This is a genomic window from Schumannella sp. 10F1B-5-1 (assembly GCF_006517535.1).
GTDB lineage: Bacteria > Actinomycetota > Actinomycetes > Actinomycetales > Microbacteriaceae > Schumannella.
On record NZ_VHQH01000033.1, the window covers coordinates 1 to 17,681 of the forward strand.

18 protein-coding genes are annotated in these 17,681 nt (G+C 72.8%); 17 read left to right on the forward strand and 1 reads right to left on the reverse strand.

All coding sequences use genetic code 11. The features are described 5' to 3' along the window. Window positions 1–966: hypothetical protein (locus tag FJ658_RS16035; RefSeq protein ID WP_181408314.1), on the reverse strand; the 966-nt coding region annotated here is incomplete at its 3' end. Window positions 967–990: 24 nt separating this feature from the next. Here FJ658_RS16035 and FJ658_RS03665 point away from each other — a divergent pair. The 17 genes from FJ658_RS03665 (at window position 991) to FJ658_RS03745 (ending at window position 17,506) form a co-directional block, all read left to right on the forward strand. Beyond that, a complete protein-coding gene (locus FJ658_RS03665) occupies window positions 991–1,809 on the forward strand; it encodes a hypothetical protein (protein ID WP_181408315.1) in 819 nt (272 codons plus the stop codon). Then, complete coding sequence (locus FJ658_RS03670) at window positions 1,806–2,831, forward strand: HAD-IIA family hydrolase (RefSeq protein WP_141144025.1); 1,026 nt, start codon at window positions 1,806–1,808, stop codon at window positions 2,829–2,831. Before FJ658_RS03665 ends, FJ658_RS03670 begins: the two co-directional genes overlap by 4 nt. Before the next feature lie 31 nt (window positions 2,832–2,862). Continuing rightward, window positions 2,863–3,126, forward strand: a complete 264-nt coding sequence (locus tag FJ658_RS03675; protein ID WP_141144026.1) for a hypothetical protein — start codon at window positions 2,863–2,865, stop codon at window positions 3,124–3,126. After that, window positions 3,126–3,929 carry a TlyA family RNA methyltransferase gene (locus FJ658_RS03680; protein ID WP_141144027.1) on the forward strand — a complete coding sequence of 268 codons (804 nt, stop codon included), beginning with the start codon at window positions 3,126–3,128 and terminating at the stop codon, window positions 3,927–3,929. The genes FJ658_RS03675 and FJ658_RS03680 overlap by 1 nt, the downstream gene beginning before the upstream one ends. 48 nt (window positions 3,930–3,977) lie before the next feature. Next, window positions 3,978–4,931, forward strand: coding sequence for an NAD kinase (locus tag FJ658_RS03685; protein WP_141144028.1), 954 nt, complete (start codon window positions 3,978–3,980; stop codon window positions 4,929–4,931). After that, a complete protein-coding gene (gene recN / locus FJ658_RS03690; RefSeq protein ID WP_141144029.1) occupies window positions 4,928–6,634 on the forward strand; it encodes a DNA repair protein RecN in 1,707 nt (568 codons plus the stop codon). The genes FJ658_RS03685 and recN overlap by 4 nt, the downstream gene beginning before the upstream one ends. A gap of 146 nt (window positions 6,635–6,780) precedes the next feature. After that, window positions 6,781–8,517, forward strand: a complete 1,737-nt coding sequence (locus FJ658_RS03695; RefSeq protein ID WP_141144030.1) for a CTP synthase — start codon at window positions 6,781–6,783, stop codon at window positions 8,515–8,517. After that, window positions 8,517–9,113, forward strand: coding sequence for an NUDIX domain-containing protein (locus FJ658_RS03700; protein WP_141144031.1), 597 nt, complete (start codon window positions 8,517–8,519; stop codon window positions 9,111–9,113). The genes FJ658_RS03695 and FJ658_RS03700 overlap by 1 nt, the downstream gene beginning before the upstream one ends. A gap of 28 nt (window positions 9,114–9,141) precedes the next feature. Continuing rightward, entirely contained in the window at window positions 9,142–10,140 is a 999-nt protein-coding gene (locus tag FJ658_RS03705; protein WP_370454754.1) for a site-specific tyrosine recombinase XerD, read from the forward strand. A 107-nt stretch (window positions 10,141–10,247) separates the two neighbouring features. Continuing rightward, a complete protein-coding gene (locus FJ658_RS03710) occupies window positions 10,248–11,150 on the forward strand; it encodes a ParA family protein (RefSeq protein ID WP_141144033.1) in 903 nt (300 codons plus the stop codon). Then, a complete protein-coding gene (locus tag FJ658_RS03715; protein ID WP_141144034.1) occupies window positions 11,134–12,051 on the forward strand; it encodes a ScpA family protein in 918 nt (305 codons plus the stop codon). Before FJ658_RS03710 ends, FJ658_RS03715 begins: the two co-directional genes overlap by 17 nt. Then, a complete protein-coding gene (locus FJ658_RS03720) occupies window positions 12,044–12,769 on the forward strand; it encodes an SMC-Scp complex subunit ScpB (RefSeq protein ID WP_141144035.1) in 726 nt (241 codons plus the stop codon). Before FJ658_RS03715 ends, FJ658_RS03720 begins: the two co-directional genes overlap by 8 nt. After that, window positions 12,766–13,593 carry a pseudouridine synthase gene (locus FJ658_RS03725; protein WP_141144036.1) on the forward strand — a complete coding sequence of 276 codons (828 nt, stop codon included), beginning with the start codon at window positions 12,766–12,768 and terminating at the stop codon, window positions 13,591–13,593. Before FJ658_RS03720 ends, FJ658_RS03725 begins: the two co-directional genes overlap by 4 nt. Beyond that, complete coding sequence (locus FJ658_RS03730; protein ID WP_141144037.1) at window positions 13,590–14,681, forward strand: prephenate dehydrogenase; 1,092 nt, start codon at window positions 13,590–13,592, stop codon at window positions 14,679–14,681. Before FJ658_RS03725 ends, FJ658_RS03730 begins: the two co-directional genes overlap by 4 nt. Beyond that, window positions 14,678–15,376, forward strand: a complete 699-nt coding sequence (cmk, locus tag FJ658_RS03735; RefSeq protein ID WP_141144038.1) for a (d)CMP kinase — start codon at window positions 14,678–14,680, stop codon at window positions 15,374–15,376. Before FJ658_RS03730 ends, cmk begins: the two co-directional genes overlap by 4 nt. A gap of 65 nt (window positions 15,377–15,441) precedes the next feature. Next, on the forward strand, window positions 15,442–16,929 hold the full coding sequence (gene der, locus FJ658_RS03740; protein ID WP_141144126.1) for a ribosome biogenesis GTPase Der: 1,488 nt from the start codon (window positions 15,442–15,444) through the stop codon (window positions 16,927–16,929). Window positions 16,930–16,954: 25 nt separating this feature from the next. Beyond that, complete coding sequence (locus FJ658_RS03745) at window positions 16,955–17,506, forward strand: hypothetical protein (protein WP_255447541.1); 552 nt, start codon at window positions 16,955–16,957, stop codon at window positions 17,504–17,506. Window positions 17,507–17,681: the final 175 nt, after the last annotated feature.

Sequence of the window (17,681 nt, forward strand, 5' to 3'; positions counted from 1 at the left end):
ACCTCGTGGGAGAGTAGGACACCGCCGGACTTCTTTCAGAAAATGGCCACCCATTGCGGGTGGCCATTTTCTGTTTAAGGCACGATGCTCGAGAGGGCGTCCAGGCCGGAAGCTCGTCGTCGACGCCCGGTCAGTATAGAAGGAGTCGAGATGAGCGACAGGAACGACCGCGACGACGAGGCCCCGCGCCGCCCGCGCGGTGACGGTGACCGTCGCTCCTCGGGCGACCGTGATTCCCGCGGGGGTTCCCGCTCGGGGGGCTCTGGCCGGAGTGCCGGCTCTGGGGACCGCTCCGAGCGCCGCCCCTACGGCGACCGCGGCCAGCGCGACGGCGGTGAGCGTCGTCCCTACGCCGACCGTCCCCAGCGCGACGGCGGTGAGCGTCGTCCCTACGCCGACCGTCCCCAGCGTGACGGTGAACGTCGTCAGTACGGTGACCGTCCGCAGCGTGACGGCGGTGAGCGTCGCTCGTACGGCGACCGTGGCCAGCGTGACGGACGCGAGCGTCGTTCGTTCGGTGACCGTCCGCAGCGTGACGGAGAGCGCCGCCCTTATGGCGAGCGCTCGCAGCGCGATGGAGCGCGCCGCCCCTATGGCGACCGCGGCCAGCGCGATGGCGGGGAGCGACGTCCCTACGGCGACCGCCCGCAGCGCGACGGGGAGCGTCGCCCTTACGGGGACCGTCCGCAGCGCGATGGTGGTGAGCGTCGTTCCTACGGTGACCGCGGCCAGCGTGATGGTGGGGAGCGTCGTTCCTACGGGGATCGTCCGCAGCGTGACGGTGGCGAGCGTCGTTCCTACGGTGACCGCGGTCAGCGTGATGGTGGGGAGCGTCGTTCCTATGGCGATCGTCCGCAGCGCCATGGTGGCGAGCGTCGTTCGTACGGCGACCGCGGACCGCGCCGTGGCGACGATGAACGCCGTGCCGCCCGCGCCGCCTACGGCGAGGGCGAGAGCGTCCGTCACGACGACCCGCAGATCCCCGAGGATGTGGCGGCGAACCAGCTCGACAAGGGCGCCCGCATCGAGCTCAAGACGCTCAGCAAGGACAACGCGGACTGGGTCGCCCGTCACCTGGTGATGGCCGGCCGCCTCCTCGACGACGACCCGGAGCTGGCGCACCGCCACGCCCTGTCGGCGGCCCGTCGTGCCGGGCGCATCGCCGTCGTGCGCGAGTCGGTCGCCATCACGGCCTACGCGACGGGCGACTTCGCTCTCGCTTTGCGCGAGCTGCGCACCTTCCGCCGTCTGAGCGGCAGCAACGACCAGATCGCCCTCATGGTCGACAGCGAGCGCGGCGTCGGACGCCCCGAGCGTGCTCTCGAGCTCGGACGCTCGATCGAGCGATCCGAGCTGCCCGTCGCCGTGCAGGTCGGTCTGGCGATCGCCATGTCGGGCGCCCGTCTCGACCTGGAGCAGCCGGAGCGCGCCCTGGACGAGCTCGAGATCCCTCAGCTGGTTCCCGACCGCGCCTTCACCTGGAGCCCCGCGCTGTTCGACGCCTACGCGACCGTTCTCGCCGAGCTCGGACGCGCCGACGAGGCCGAGGAGTGGTTCGCGCGGTCGCGTCACGCCACCGAGGCCCTCGAGGAGGCGTCGGCCGACGAGGACACCGTCGAGATCTTCGAAGAGGAGCTCGACGAGTCCGAGATCCCGGCTATCGAGGTCGATGCCGAGACTCACGCCGAGGTCGCCACTGACGAGACCGAGGCCGAGGACGAGGCCGCGACTGCCGACGCCGATGCCGCCGCGGTGACGCCCGCGGAGCCGGACGCCGGGGACGAGCCGGCCGCGGGGGAGAGCAAGTGAGCCGTCGCGCATCCACGCCCCTCGACGGCATCGAGCTGGTTCTCACCGATCTCGACGGCGTCGTCTACCAGGGACCGGGAGCGATCCCGCACGCGGTGGATGCGCTCAACGCGGCGCGCGCCGAGCGTCGCGTCGGCTACGTGACGAACAACGCCTCGCGCACCGCGGCGAGCGTCGCCGGGCACCTCGGCGACCTCGGCCTGGAGGTCGCCGAAGAGGACGTCGTCACGTCGCCGCAGGCCGCGATCGTGCTGCTGCAGCAGCACGCACCGGCCGGATCCACGATCCTCGTGGTCGGCGGCGAGGGACTCACCTCGGTCGTCGAGGCCGCCGGATTCACTGTGACGCGGTCGGCCGACGACGCGCCGGCGGCGGTCATCCAGGGCTTCGCGCCGGAGGTCGGCTGGCAGCAGCTCGCCGAGGCGGCGTTCGCGCTGCGCGCTCCCGAGGGGGAGGACGGCATCCCGTGGGTGGCGACGAACACCGACTGGACGATCCCCGTCGCGCGCGGCATCGCCCCGGGAAACGGCACGCTCGTCTCGGCCGTGCACACCGCTGTCGGACGCCTGCCGGTCGTGGCGGGCAAGCCCGAGAAGGCGATCTTCGATGCGGCGCTGCAGCGCTTCGCGGTGGCGGACGCGGCATCGGCGCTGTTCCTCGGCGACCGTCTCGACACCGACATCATCGGGGCGAACCGCGCCGGTCTGCGCTCGGCGATCGTGCTCACCGGCATCGACCGGGCGAAGCAGCTGCTGCCCGCCGACGCCGACTCGCGTCCGCACTTCATCCTGGGCGACCTGCGCGAGCTCGATCAGCCCTACCCCGAGCAGATCGTGAAGACCGGGCTCCGCGGGGTGCGCAAGCACCGCAGCGGCGATGCCGAGGTGGTCGTCGACGGCAGCCAGGTGCGGCTGTCGAAGCCGGGCAGCGCCGTCGACGTCGTGCGCGCCGGCACGGCCGCGGTGTGGGGCACGGGCACGCCGATCTACGCGCTCGACGTCGACCCGGCGCTGTACGCCTGAGTCGGCGCATCCCGCGGCTATATTCGGCATGATGAGCGACCCCGACCAGCACGAGAACGCCGCCGAGCCCGACGCGGGCGTCGTCGACTCGACGAACACGGCGGATGCCGACGGCACGCTCGCCGGCGAGGGCTCGGTCGACGACAGCGCCGACGACGCGGTCGATGACGGTCTCCTGTCGCGCTTGCGGGTCATCGAGGACCAGCCGCTCGGCGACCGCGCGGCGGCGCTGACCCAGATCCACGACGAGCTGCGGGCGCGGCTCGAGGCGAGCGACAGCCCGCGCGGCGCCTGATGGCCGACGGCGTCCGTCTCGACGCCGAGCTCGTGCGCCGCGGACTGGCGCGCTCGCGCGGCGTCGCCCAGACCGCGATCGCCGAGGGGCGCGTGCGGGTCGCAGGGCGTTCGGCGACGAAGCCCTCGGTGAAGGTGGATGCGGACATCCCGATCGAGGTCGACGGCGACGACGGCTACGTCAGCAGGGCGGCGCACAAGCTGATCGCCGCCCTCGACGGCTTCGCGGTCGACCCGCGCGGACGGCGGGCGCTCGACGTGGGCGCCTCGACCGGGGGCTTCACGCAGGTGCTGCTCGAGCGCGGCGCGGCGGCGGTGACGGCGCTCGACGTCGGGCACGGGCAGCTCGTCGACGAGCTAAGGGGCGACGCGCGCGTGACCGTGGTCGAGGGCGAGAACGCGCGCGACCTGACCGCCGAGCGTCTGGCCGAGCTGACCGGGGGAGCGCCCGCGCCCGACCTGATCGTCGGTGACCTCTCCTTCATCTCGCTCGCGCTCGTGCTGCCGGCGCTGACGGCGGTCGCGCATCCCGAGGCCGATCTGCTGCTGCTCGTGAAGCCGCAGTTCGAGGTCGGCCGCGGCCGCGTGCGCGGCGGCGAGGGGATCGTGCGGGAGCGCGGCGACCGGCATGCGGCCGTGCGTGCCGTGCTCGGCGCCGCGCGGGACCTCGGGCTGGGCGCTCGGGGAGTGCTCTCCTCCCCAATCGTGGGATCCACCGGGAATCAGGAGTACCTCGTGCACTGGACGGCGGGAGCCCCGGACGATCCGACAGAATGGGACGCGGCGATCGACCGGCTTCCCTGAGCCCGGCCGCGCCGACCGACGTCACCGCCGAAGCCGGAGGGAGCCCGGATGCCGGACCGCCACATCCTCGTCGTCGCCCACACGGGGCGCGAGGAGTCGCTCGACGCGGGCCTGCAGGTGTGCCGTCAGCTCATCGCCGCGGGCCTGACGCCCGTCGTCTCCGATGACGAGGAAGCCGATCTGCGCCGCGCCGACCCCGCCCTGGAGCAGCTCGCGCTGCTGGGGCGCGACGTCGCGATCCACGATCTCGAGCTCGTCATGGTGCTCGGCGGCGACGGCACGATCCTGCGCGCGGCCGAGATCGCGCGGGGCGGATCGGCGCCGCTGCTCGGCGTCAACCTCGGGCACGTCGGCTTCCTGGCCGAGGCCGAGCGCGAGGACCTGACCGAGACCGTGCGCCGCGCGCTCGCGCGGGACTACCGCGTCGAAGAGCGCATGACGGTGTCGGTGCGCGTCAAGAAGCACGACCAGGTGGTCTACGAGACCTGGGCCCTCAACGAGGTGTCGGTCGAGAAGGCGAGCCGCGAGCGCTCGCTCGAGGTCGCCGTCGAGGTCGACGGCCGCCCGCTCTCGACCTTCGGGTGCGACGGCGTCGTCATGTCGACGCCGACCGGCTCGACCGCCTACTCCTTCTCAGCCGGCGGGCCCGTCGTCTGGCCGAGCGTCGAGGCGCTGCTCATGGTGCCGCTGTCGGCGCACGCGCTCTTCGCCCGTCCGCTCGTGGTCGGTCCCGACTCCGCGCTCGCGGTGGAACTGCTCGAGCGCTCGGCCGGCGCGGGCGTGATCTGGGCCGACGGCCGCCGCACCTTCGATCTGCCGCCGGGCGCCCGCGTCGTCGTGCGGCGCTCCGATCAGCCGGTGCGACTCGCCCGCCTCTCCGACAGCGTGTTCACCGACCGGCTGGTGGGCAAGTTCGCCCTGCCGGTCACGGGATGGCGCGGCCCCGACTCCGAGGAGCCGAGCTCTGTCGACGGCCGTGGCCAGGACGGAGCGGCGCGGTGATCGAGGAGATCTCCATCCGCGATCTCGGTGTGATCCGCGAGGCGGTGCTGCCGCTCGGCCCCGGATTCACGGCGCTGACCGGCGAGACCGGCGCGGGCAAGACGATGGTCGTCACGGCACTGGGCCTGCTGCTCGGGTCGCGATCGGATGCCGGCAGCGTCCGCAGCGGAGCGGCGGCCGCGGTGGTCGAGGGGCGCTGGAGCGTCGACGATCCGAGCCCGGTCGCCGAGCGCGTGCGCGACGCCGGCGGCGACCTCGACGACAGCATCGACGGCCGCGGCGAGCTGCTGCTGAGCCGCTCGGTCTCGAGCGAGGGGCGCAGCCGCGCGACGGTCGGCGGACGCTCGGCGCCCGTGGGCGTGCTCGGCGAGCTGGGCGAGCGACTCGTCGTCGTGCACGGCCAGTCGGATCAGCTGCGGCTGACCTCGGCGACCGCGCAGCGCGAGGCGCTCGACCGCTACGCCGGCTCGGAGCTGGCGATCAAGCTGGGCGACTACCGCGACCGGTTCGAGCGCTGGCAGACGGCGCGCGCCGAGCTCGACGTGCTGACGACTGATCGCGACCGCCGTGCCCGCGAGGCGGAGGAGCTGCGCGCCGCGCTCGACGAGCTCGAGAAGCTGGCCCCGCAGCGCGGCGAGGATACCGAGCTGGGCGAGACCGCCGAGCGCCTCACGAACCGGGAGGATCTGCGTCTGGCGGCGGCGGAGGCGCAGGAGGCCGTGTCGTCGCAGCAGGTCGACGGCGGCATGGATGCGGTGGCCCTGGTCGAGACTGCGCGCCGCGCCCTCGAGCGCGGCGCCCACCACGACCCCGAGCTCGCCTCGATCGGCGAGGCGGCGGCCGAGCTGTCGTTCGGGCTGAGCGAGCTGTCGGCGCGACTGTCGACCTATCTCGCCTCGCTCGAGGGCGACTCGGCGCGGGAGCTGGAGGCGATCCAGGAGCGTCGCGCGGCGCTGGCTGCGGCGGCGCGACGGTTCGGGCCGACCGTCGACGACGTCGTCGACTTCGTCGAGAACGGCAGCACCCGGCTGCTCGAGCTCGACGGCGACGAGGACCGCATCGTCGAGCTGAGCCGCGACGTCGACGCCGGCCTCGCCGAGGTCGAGCAGCTGGCCGACGAGATCTCGCAGCTGCGTCGCGCCGCGGGCGAGCGGCTGGGCGCCGCGGTGAGTACGGAGCTCGCCGCGCTCGCGATGCCCGACGCGCAGCTGCACATCGAGGTCACCGCGCGCGAGCTGGGCACCTCGGGGCGCGACGCGGTCGCGATCCTGCTGCAGCCGCATCCCGGAACCGAGCCGCGGCCGGTGAGCAAGGGCGCCTCGGGCGGCGAGCTCTCGCGGGTCATGCTCGCGATCGAGGTCGTGCTGGCCGGCAGCGACCCGGTGCCGACCTTCGTCTTCGACGAGGTGGATGCGGGGGTCGGCGGCGCCTCGGCGATCGAGATCGGGCGGCGGCTCGCCCAGCTCTCTGCGTCGGCGCAGGTCATCGTCGTGACGCACCTGGCGCAGGTCGCGGCGTTCGCCACGAACCACCTGGCCGTGGTGAAGAGCACCGACGGCGCGATCACCGCGAGCGACGTGCGCGCGCTGAGCGGCGAGGAGCGGCTCTCGGAGATGGCGCGCCTGCTGAGCGGCCTCGCCGACTCCGACTCGGGGCTGGCCCACGCGCGCGAGCTGCTCGAGGTCGCGGGCCACGAGGGCTGAGCGCGGGCGCTGACCAGAACCGTCGACTGCGGCCGCTGATCGCGGCCGCGGATCGCGCTCGCTGACCGCGCTCGCGCGCGCGACCACGCGAACCCGAGCGCGTCGAGGCGGACGAGAACGCTCCCGGTGGGATACGCTGAGAACCCGTGGTGAACAACTCGGAGCGGCAGACGACCAAGCACATCTTCGTGACCGGAGGTGTCGTGTCCTCCCTCGGGAAGGGCCTCACCGCGGCCAGCCTGGGCAACCTGCTCACGGCGCGCGGTCTGCGCGTCGTCATGCAGAAGCTGGATCCCTATCTGAACGTGGATCCGGGCACCATGAACCCGTTCCAGCACGGCGAGGTCTTCGTGACCGACGACGGCGCCGAGACCGACCTCGACATCGGCCACTACGAGCGCTTCCTCGGCATCAACCTGTCGCAGGCGGCGAACGTCACCACGGGCCAGATCTACTCGAACGTCATCGCCAAGGAGCGCCGCGGCGAGTACCTCGGCGACACCGTGCAGGTCATCCCGCACATCACCGACGAGATCAAGCGCCGCATGCGCCTGCAGGCGGTCCCGCCGGAGGACGGCACCCCCGCCCCCGACGTGATCATCACCGAGATCGGCGGCACGGTCGGCGACATCGAGTCGCAGCCCTTCATCGAGGCCGCGCGCCAGATCCGCCACGAGCTGACCCGCCGCAACGTGTTCTTCGTGCACGTCTCGCTCGTGCCCTACATGGGCGCCTCGGGCGAGCAGAAGACCAAGCCGACTCAGCACTCGGTCGCGGCCCTGCGCTCGATCGGCATCCAGCCGGATGCGCTCGTGCTGCGCAGCGACCGCCCGGTCAGCGAGTCGAACAAGCGCAAGATCGCGCTCATGTGCGACGTCGAGGAGCAGGCCGTCGTCAACGCGATCGACGTGCCCTCGATCTACGACATCCCGACCATGCTGACGAATCAGGGCCTCGACGCCTACATCATCGAGCAGCTCGGTCTCGAGCAGGCGACCGAGGTCGACTGGAGCAACTGGTCGGGTGTGCTGAGCGCCGTGCACGACCCGAAGCACGAGGTCACGATCGCGCTCGTCGGCAAGTACATCGACCTTCCGGATGCGTACCTCTCGGTCACCGAGGCGCTGCGGGCCGGCGGCTTCGCGCACGAGGCGAAGGTCAGCATCCGCTGGGTCCCCTCCGACGAGTGCGAGACGCCGGAGGGCGCGGAGAAGCTGCTGGGCGACGTCGACGGCATCTGCGTTCCGGGCGGCTTCGGCGTGCGCGGCATCGAGGGCAAGCTCGGCGCGCTGCGCTTCGCCCGCGAGAACGGCATCCCGGTGCTCGGTCTCTGCCTCGGCCTGCAGTGCATGGTCATCGAGTACGCGCGCCACAAGGCCGAGCTGCCGGGCGCCTCGTCGAGCGAGTTCGACCCCGACACCGAGTTCCCGGTGATCGCGACGATGGCCGAGCAGGTCGACATCATCGCCGGCGGCGATCTGGGCGGCACGATGCGCCTGGGTCTCTACAACGCCGACCTGGCCGAGGGCTCGATCGTGTCGGAGCTCTACGGCGCGACGACCACCGCCGAGCGCCACCGCCACCGTTACGAGGTCAACAACGTCTACCGCGATCGCATCGCCGAGGCCGGCCTGGTCTTCTCGGGCATCTCGCCCGACCGCACGCTGGTCGAGTACGTCGAGCTGCCGCGCGACGTGCACCCGTTCTACGTCGGCACGCAGGCGCACCCCGAGCTGCGCTCGCGCCCCAACAGCCCGCACCCGCTGTTCCGCGGTCTGGTGGGCGCGGCGCTCGAGCGTCAGCGCGCCTCGCGCCTGTTCGAGGTGGCCGAGGACGACGCCGCGGCCGCCGAGTCGGTCGACGCGGTGGGCGCGGAGGCCTGATGTCGGGCGAGGTGGATGCGCTGCGCGCGCGCCTCGAGACGGGCGAGCTCGCCGACCTGAGCGACCCGGCCCGCATCCTCGAGGCCGAGACCGTGTTCTCCGGACACGTGTGGGGCGTGAAGCGCGAGCGCTTCGCCTTCGGCGGCGGCGAGCTCGTGCGCGAGTTCGTGGCGCACACCGGCGCGGTCGCCGTGCTCGCGCTCGACGACGACGACCGCGTGCTGCTGATCAACCAGTACCGGCACCCGATCCGCGAGCGCGAGTGGGAGCTGCCGGCGGGACTGCTCGACATCGAGGGCGAGGAGCCTCAGGCGGCCGCCGCACGCGAGCTGGCCGAGGAGGTCGACCTCGCGGCCGACGTCTGGGAGCCGCTCGCGCAGTTCCATACGACGCCCGGCGGCAGCGACGAGCTGCTGCGCATCTACCGGGCGACCGGTCTCACACAGCTCGACGCCTTCGATCGCGGCGAGGAGGAGGCGCAGATCGTGCGCCGCTGGGTCGCGCTCGATGAGGTCGTGGCGGCGGTGCTCGACGGGCGCCTGCGCAACTCGATCCTGCAGATCGCGGTGCTCACCGCCCATGCCCGCCGCGGCTGAGACCTCTTCCCCCAGCTCGGAGGGCGTCGTGACGGATGCCCCGGGCGGTGCGGACGCCCCGGGCGGCGCCGACGCTGTGCCCGAGACGGCCGCGCCGCCGCGTCGCCCGACCGCCCTCGAACGCCAGCTCGAGCGCTACCTGCGTCACCTGACGATCGAGCGGGGACGGTCGCCGCACACGGTCGCCGCGTACCGCCGCGACCTCGCACCCTTCCTGGCCGAGCTGGGGGAGGGGAGTGCGACCGAGCTGCTCACCGCATCCGCGATCTCGGCCCACAGCCTGCGGCTGCGCGAGCGGGTGCCGCAGCCGGCGGCGTCGTCGCTCGCGCGCATCCTGTCGTCGATCCGCGGCTTCGCCCGCTTCCTCGTCGACGAGGGGCTGCTCGACGACGATCCGGCGCGCGACGTGCCGGCGCCGAAGCTGCCGTCGAGGCTGCCGAAGGCGCTGAGCTACGACCAGGTCGAGCGGCTGCTCGCGGCGACCGAGGGCGAGGACCCGGTGCGGATGCGCGACCGCGCGCTGCTCGAGCTGCTCTACGCGACCGGGGCGCGCGTGAGCGAGGCGGTCGGCCTCGACCTCGACGACCTGCTCGGCGGTGATCCCGACGGCGGTGCGGCGGATGCGGTGCGCCTTTTCGGCAAGGGCGGCAAGCAGCGCCTGGTGCCGGTCGGGTCGATGGCGCGGGCGGCGATCGAGGCGTACCTCGTGCGCGCGCGTCCCGAGCTGGCGCGGCAGGGCGCCGCGACGCCGGCGCTGTTCCTCGGCGCGCGCGGGGCGCGGGTGTCGCGGCAGAGCGCGTGGCTGATCATCCGAGCGGCGGCGGAGCGTGCCGAGCTCGACGTCGATCTGTCGCCGCACTCGCTGCGGCACTCCTTCGCGACCCATCTGCTCGAGCGCGGCGCCGACGTGCGCGTCGTGCAGGAGCTGCTCGGCCACGCCAATGTGGCGACCACGCAGATCTACACGATGGTCACGGCCGACACCCTGCGCGAGGCCTATCTGGTCGCGCATCCGCGGGCCCGCTGAGGCGGGGAGACACCTGCTCTCACCTTCAACCAGAGGTCGAGGTGAGCCTGTCTGCGGGGGCGTTGCGGAGCCGGGAGCCGCGCATCCCCGCTCGTAGACTCGCGGTCATGGCAGCCAAGCGGAACGACGTCGCTGAGCTCCCCGGCCTGGACGTCTCCGGACCCGCGGAGTCGAAGCTCGGCCCCACCGGCCGACCCCTGCGCGAGTTCCCGGTGCCCGCGCCCCTCAACGGCCACGGCCCGGCGCGCATCATCGCCCTCTGCAATCAGAAGGGCGGCGTCGGCAAGACGACGACCACGATCAACCTCGGCGCGAGCCTCGCCGCCTACGGGCGCCGCGTGCTCGCGATCGACTTCGACCCTCAGGGTGCGCTGAGCGCCGGGCTCGGCATCAACACGCACGACCTGCCGACGATCTACGACCTGCTGCTCGGCTCGGAGAAGGACACCGCCTCGACGATCGTCGAGACCTCGACGCCGGGGCTCGACATCATCCCGGCGAACATCGACCTCTCGGCCGCCGAGGTGCACCTCGTCAACGAGGTCGCGCGCGAGATGATCCTCGCCCGCGTGCTGCGTCAGGTGAGCGACCGCTACGACGTCATCCTGATCGACTGCCAGCCCTCGCTCGGCCTGCTGACCGTCAACGCGCTCACCGCCGCGCACGGCGTGCTGATCCCGCTCGAGTGCGAGTTCTTCGCGCTGCGCGGCGTGGCCCTGCTGATCGAGACGATCGACAAGGTGCGCGACCGGCTCAACCCGGCGATCACGCTCGACGGAATCCTGCCCACGATGTTCGACCCGCGCACGCTGCACTCGCGCGAGGTGCTCGAGCGCGTCGTCGAGACCTTCGACGACCGCGTTCTGGAGTCGGTCATCGGCCGCACCGTGAAGTTCCCCGACGCCTCCGTCGCCGGCACGCCGATCACGACCTTCGCCCCCGAGCACGCCGCGGCCGAGGCCTACCGCCGGGTCGCCCGGGAGCTCGTCGCGCGTGGCGCCGTCGCCTGAGCCGGCGTCCGCACCGGCCGACCCCGCGGTCGAGGCCGAGGGCGCCGTCGCGGTCGTGGATGCGGAGCCCGCGGTGAGCGCGGAGGTCGCTGCCAACGGGCCTGTGCCGGCCGCAGAGCCCGGCTTCCGCCTCTCGCTCGACAACTTCGACGGTCCCTTCGACCTGCTGCTCTCGCTCATCACGCAGCACCAGCTCGACATCACCGAGGTGTCGCTGAGCGCGGTGACGAACGAGTTCATCGCCTACCTGCACGGCCTCGACACCGAGACCGAGCTCGATCAGGCGAGCGAGTTCATCGTGGTCGCGGCGACGCTGCTCGATCTCAAGGTCGCCGGGCTGCTGCCGCGCGGCGAGCTCGTCGACGCCGAGGACGTGGCGCTGCTCGAGGCGCGCGACCTGCTGTTCGCCCGCCTGCTGCAGTACCGCGCGTTCAAGGAGGTCGCGAGCTGGTTCGCCGGGCACCTGGATGCGGAGGCCGGCCGCCACGTGCGCTCGGTGCGCCTCGAGGAGAAGTACCGCCGGCAGACGCCCGAGCTGCGCTGGACCCTCAGCGTCGACGACTTCGCCGCACTGGCGACGCTCGCCTTCACGCCGCGCGAGGTGCCCACCGTCGGACTCGACCATCTGCACGCGCCGCTGATCAGCATCCGCGAGCAGGCCGCGCACGTCGTGACGCTGCTGCGTCGCCGCACGGGGGAGTCGCTGACCTTCCGCGAGCTGTGCGCCGGCGCCGACCAGAAGGGCGAGGTCGTCGCCCGCTTCCTCGCCGTGCTCGAGCTCTACCGCAACGCGGCGATCTCGTTCGAGCAGCTCGAGCCGCTCGGCGAGCTCACCGTGCGCTGGACTGCCGCGCACTGGACCGACGACAGCCTGGCAGACTTGGGAGCCGACTATGGATGACACGCAGCCGGCCCCCGCGCCCGTCGACGACGCTCCGGCGCAGACCGACCTCGAGGCCGAGACCGACCGCGAGACCGTCGATGCCGCCGACGCCGCGCCCGACGCCGCTGACGTCGCTGAGGCCGACGTCGCTGAGGCCGCGCCCGACGCCCCGCGTCGCCCGCCGGTCGCCGACCTCGACCGCGCGCTCGAGGCGATCCTCATGGTCGTCGACGAGCCGCAGTCGCTCGTCGCCCTGGCGAGTGCCGTGGATGCGCCGGTGAAGACCGTGCGCGAGGCGGTCGCGCGGCTCGTGGCCGACTACGACGGCGAGTCCGGCGGCGTGCGCCGCGGCTTCGAGCTGCGCGAGGTCGGTGGCGGCTGGCGCATCTACGTGCGCGCCGAGCACGACGCGATCGTGGGCGACTTCGTGCTCACCCAGAACCCGACGAAACTGTCGCAGGCGGCGCTCGAGACGCTCGCGGTGATCGCCTACCGCCAGCCCATCAGCCGCGGGGCCATCGCGTCGATCCGCGCCGTGAACGTCGACTCGGTCGTGCGCACCCTGCTCGGCCGGGGACTGATCGCCGAGGCGTTCACCGACACCGAGACCGGCGCCCTCCACTACAAGACCACCGACCTGCTGCTCGTGCAGCTCGGCATCAACTCGATCGAGGAGCTCCCGCTGATCTCGCCCCTGCTCGCCGACGGCGCCGACGGATTCGGAGACGCCCAATGAGCGGCCCGCAGTACGACGGCGGCGACCCGCACCGCCCCGAAGGCGAGCGCCTGCAGAAGGTGCTCGCCGCCGCCGGCGTCGCGTCGCGCCGCGTCAGCGAGCAGCTGATCGCCGACGGCCGCGTCGAGGTCAACGGCTCGATCGTCACCGAGCTCGGCACTCGCATCGACCCGCTGACCGACCACGTCAGCGTCGACGGCACCGCCATCCAGCTCGACCCGGGCAAGCGCTACGTCATGCTCAACAAGCCCACCGGCGTGGTCAGCACGATGCGCGACGAGAAGGGCCGCCCCGACCTGCGCGAGTTCACCGTCGACTACGACGAGCGCCTGTTCAACGTCGGCCGCCTCGACGGCGACACGAGCGGGCTGCTGCTGCTGACGAACGACGGCGACCTGGCCCACGTGCTCGCGCATCCCTCGTTCGGCGTCGAGAAGACCTACATCGCGACCGTGCGCGGCGAGGTGCTGCCGGCGACGCTGCGCACGCTCAAGAAGGGCATCGAGCTGGAGGACGGGCCGATCCGCGCCGACCGGGCCAAGCTCGTGGGCGAGCCGTCGCGCGGCGCGACCATGGTCGAGATCACGCTGCACTCGGGCCGCAACCGCATCGTGCGACGGATGCTCGACGCGGTCGGGCATCCCGTGACCGCCCTGGTGCGCCGCCAGTTCGGGCCCCTGCACCTCGGAACGCTCGGAGTGGGGCGCAGTCGCGACCTCACTACACTGGAGCTCGGCCGGCTGCTGACGATCTCGCGCGCCGGAGGCGCCGCCGGGACGGACCCGGATCAGGGGCGCGCACACCAGGAGAGCCCCCGCTCATGACCGATCGACGACTCGCCGAGAACGTGCGCGTCGTCGGCAGCGGACTCCTCGGCACCAGCATCGGGCTGGCGCTCTCGCAGCGCGGCGTCGACGTCGTGCTGGATGACGCCTCGCCCTCGGCGCGCCGTCTGGCGATCGACTACGGCGCGGGCCGCGCGCCGGCCCCGGGCGACGCACCCGGCCTGATCATCGTCGCGGTGCCGCCGGACGTCACGGCCCAGGTCGTGGCGGCCGAGCTCGCGGCCTACCCGGACGCCCTCGTGACCGACGTCGCGAGCGTCAAGCGCGCCCCGCTCGACGAGCTCGTCGCCGCCGGCGCCGACGTCAGCCGCTACATCGGCAGCCACCCGATGGCCGGCCGCGAGCGCGGGGGAGCGGTGTCGGCGCGCGCCGACCTCTTCGTCGGGCGCCCCTGGATCATCGCCGGGCACGACGGGATCAGCTACCGCCGCGCGGCCGCGCTCGAAGACCTCATCCTCGACCTCGGCGCGACGCCGATCGAGATGGATGTCGCCGCCCACGATGCCAGCGTCGCGCTCGTCTCGCACGCACCCCAGCTCGTCGCGTCGCTGCTCGCCACCCGACTGACCGGGGGCGCCGACGAGTCGCTCGCCCTCGCCGGGCAGGGCGTGCGCGACACGACCCGCATCGCCGCGAGCGATCCGGTGCTCTGGGGGCAGATCCTCTCCGCCAACGCCGACGCGATCGCCGAGGTTCTGCGTCCGCTGCGCGACGACCTGGATGCGGTGCTCGCCGCCCTGGCTGACATCGACGCGCCCGGCTCGCGCCGCGTGCTCGTCGAGACCGTCGCGAACGGGAACATCGGCGTCGGCCGCATCCCGGGCAAGCACGGCCACAGCGGCCGCTACACGAACCTGACCATCAAGGTCGACGACCGACCGGGCCAGATCGCCCGCCTGCTCACCGAGATCGGCGAGGAGGGCGTGAACATGGAGGACCTGCGCCTCGAGCATTCGCCCGAGGCCGAGGTCGGCTTCGCCGAGATCGCGGTGCTGCCCGAGGTCGCCGGCCGACTCGCCGACGCGCTCGTCGCGCGCGGCTGGACTCTCATGGAGGCCGAGAGATGACCACCCCCAGCCCCGTCGTCGTCGCCGTCGACGGCCCCGCCGGCAGCGGCAAGTCGAGCGTGAGCCGCGCCGCGGCGCGCGAGCTCGGCTACGACTTCCTCGACACCGGCGCCGCCTATCGCGCGCTCGCCTGGCGCGCGCTCGGGCTCGGCGTCGACCTCGACAGCGCGGATGCGGTGCGCACTGTGCTCGCCGACTTCGACTACCGCGTCGTGCCCACGCCGGGCGGCGCGCACGTCTCGGTCGGCGGCCACGACGTCACCGAGGCGATCCGCGAGCCGCGGGTCACGGCGGTCGTCAGCTTCGTCGCGCGCGTTCCCGAGGTGCGGTCGGCGCTCAACGACGTGTTCCGTCGGCTGATCCGCGAGACGCCCAGCCCGGGCATCGTCGTCGAGGGCCGCGACATCACGACCGTCGTCGCGCCCGACGCGCAGGTGCGCATCCTGCTCACCGCCGACGAGGAGGTGCGCATCGCCCGCCGCGCGGCCGAGCTCACTCCCGAGCAGGCGGCGACCGCCGGCCAGCTCGTCGAGCGCGACAAGGCCGACGCGAAGGTCGTCGACTTCCTCACCGCGGCCGACGGCGTGACGACCCTCGACTCCACTCATCTGAACTTCGCCGAGACGATCCAGGCCGTGGTCGATCTCGTGCACGACACGGTCGGCGACCCGACCGAGCAAGGGGGTGCGCTGTGAGCGCCCGCGACGACATCCCCGGCGGTCCCGCCGGCGCCGGCGACGAGCCGGAGTTCGACGACAGCCTGATCGGCGACGACGACCTGGCGACCCGCCTCGCCGACATCGACGACGAGGCCGCCGAGCAGCGTGCCGCCTCCCTGCGCGCCGGGCTCGCCGACTTCGACCTCGACGACGAGGACCTCGAGCTGCTCGAGGCCTCGGCCGAGGGCCCCGACGGCATCTACTACCTGCCCGCCCTGCCGGTGCTGGCGATCGTCGGCCGCCCGAACGTGGGCAAGTCGGCGCTCGTGAACCGCATCCTGGGTCGCCGCGAGGCCGTCGTCGAAGACGTGCCCGGCGTCACCCGCGACCGCGTCTCGTACAAGGCCGAGTGGCTCGGCCGGCGCTTCACCCTCGTCGACACCGGCGGCTGGGAGCCCGACGCGCAGGGCATCAACGCCTCGGTCGCCGCGCAGGCCGAGGTCGCGGTCGACCTGGCCGACGCCGTGCTGTTCGTCGTCGACGTCAACGTCGGCGCGACCGCCACCGACGAGCACGTCGTGCGGATGCTGCGTGCTGCTCACAAGCCGGTCATCCTGGTCGCCAATAAAGCCGACGACGCGATCCGCGACCCCGAGGCCGCCGTGCTCTGGGGTCTCGGGCTCGGCGAGCCGTGGCCGGTGTCGGCGCTGCACGGCCGCGGCGTCTACGACCTGCTCGACCACGTGATGACCGTGCTGCCCGAGGTCTCGGCCGTCGCGAAGGAGGAGATCGGCGGGCCCCGCCGCGTCGCCATCCTCGGCCGCCCGAACGTCGGCAAGAGCTCGCTGCTCAACAAGGCCGCGGGCGAGGAGCGCGTCGTCGTCAACGAGCTCGCCGGCACCACCCGTGACCCCGTCGACGAGCAGATCGAGCTCGGCGGAACGATCTGGCGCTTCGTCGACACCGCCGGCATCCGCAAGCGCGTGCATCTGCAACAGGGCGCCGACTTCTACGCCTCGCTGCGCACCTCGGCCGCGCTCGAGAAGGCCGAGGTCGCCATCGTCGTGCTCGACGTGACCGAGCCGATCTCGGTGCAGGATCTGCGCATCATCGACCTCGTGCTCGAGTCGGGTCGGGCGCTCGTGCTCGCCTACAACAAGTGGGACCTGCTCGACGACGACCGCCGCCGCTACCTCGAGCGCGAGATCGAGCAGGATCTGGCGCACGTCGCGTGGGCTCCGCGCGTCAACATCTCGGCCCGCACCGGGCGTCACCTCGAGAAGCTCGTGCCCGCGCTCAACGTCGCGCTCGAGTCGTGGGACACCCGCATCCCGACCGGCAAGTTCAACGCGCTGCTCGCCGAGCTCGCGGCCGAGCACCCGCACCCGGTGCGCAGCGGCAAGCAGCCGCGCATCCTGTTCGGCACGCAGGCCTCGACGCGTCCGCCGACGTTCGTGCTGTTCACGAGCGGGTTCCTCGACCCGGGCTACCGGCGCTTCATCACGCGTCGCCTGCGCGAGGTCTACGGCTTCGAGGGCACGCCGATCCAGGTCAACATGCGCGTGCGCGAGAAGCGCAAGCGCTCCTGAGCATCGCCGTCACGGAGCACGGAGCGTGATCACCGCGATGCTGCGGTTCGTGGATGCGGCGAGCCGCGCCCTGGCACCGGCCGAGCCGGTCTGGCGCCGGCTCGACCGCGTCGGCGGCGGACGGCTGGCGCCGTTGCGCATCCGCGCGGAGTTCGAGGGGGATGCGAAGCTGCGCCGCGGCTTCGCGGGCATCTTCTGGATCCTCACGGCCGAGGTCGTGATCGGAGCGGCGGCGCTCGTGGTCGCGATCGTGCTCGCGGCGGTCGGGGTGATGGAGCCGCCGGCGGTGTGGTTCCGCTCGATCGCGGTGCTCGCGATCACGGCGACCCTGCTCTACTTCGCCTGGCGCGCGTGGCTGGGCTGGTACTGGGCGTATTCGCGCCTGCGGCTGTTCAGCCGCATCTTCCCGATCGTGACGCTCGTGATCGCGGCGGTCCCGGGGCTGTATCCGCTGTGGATGGTGTTCGAGCAGATCCTGTTCAGCGTGCTGCTGGTGGGCGTCGGCGACATCCTGACGAGCGACCGATTCCGCGAGGCGTTCCCGAAGCCGGCGGCGGCGTCGCCCGCGCGGGGCTGAGCGCGGCCGCGATCTCGACGGGCTCGGCAAGGTCCGGCGTCCCGGAAGAGGGGCCGTGGCGTCCTCCGCACTCCACGGCCCCTCCGGGCTCCCGCTAGCGGGACGCTGCTGGGAACAGCGGCTCGGCCCCTGATCGGGAGACCTCGCCGCCGTGCAGCGCCCGCGCTGTGCGGGA

Excerpts from the sequence above, each read along its gene's own strand:
- FJ658_RS03710 (WP_141144033.1), top strand. The coding sequence starts at position 10,248 with ATGGCAGCCAAGCGGAACGACGTCGCTGAGCTCCCCGGCCTGGACGTC.
- FJ658_RS03720 (WP_141144035.1), top strand. The coding sequence starts at position 12,044 with ATGGATGACACGCAGCCGGCCCCCGCGCCCGTCGACGACGCTCCGGCG.
- FJ658_RS03675 (WP_141144026.1), top strand. The coding sequence starts at position 2,863 with ATGAGCGACCCCGACCAGCACGAGAACGCCGCCGAGCCCGACGCGGGC.
- FJ658_RS03730 (WP_141144037.1), top strand. The coding sequence starts at position 13,590 with ATGACCGATCGACGACTCGCCGAGAACGTGCGCGTCGTCGGCAGCGGA.
- FJ658_RS03680 (WP_141144027.1), top strand. The coding sequence starts at position 3,126 with ATGGCCGACGGCGTCCGTCTCGACGCCGAGCTCGTGCGCCGCGGACTG.
- FJ658_RS03700 (WP_141144031.1), top strand. The coding sequence starts at position 8,517 with ATGTCGGGCGAGGTGGATGCGCTGCGCGCGCGCCTCGAGACGGGCGAG.
- FJ658_RS03725 (WP_141144036.1), top strand. The coding sequence starts at position 12,766 with ATGAGCGGCCCGCAGTACGACGGCGGCGACCCGCACCGCCCCGAAGGC.
- cmk (WP_141144038.1), top strand. The coding sequence starts at position 14,678 with ATGACCACCCCCAGCCCCGTCGTCGTCGCCGTCGACGGCCCCGCCGGC.
- FJ658_RS03685 (WP_141144028.1), top strand. The coding sequence starts at position 3,978 with ATGCCGGACCGCCACATCCTCGTCGTCGCCCACACGGGGCGCGAGGAG.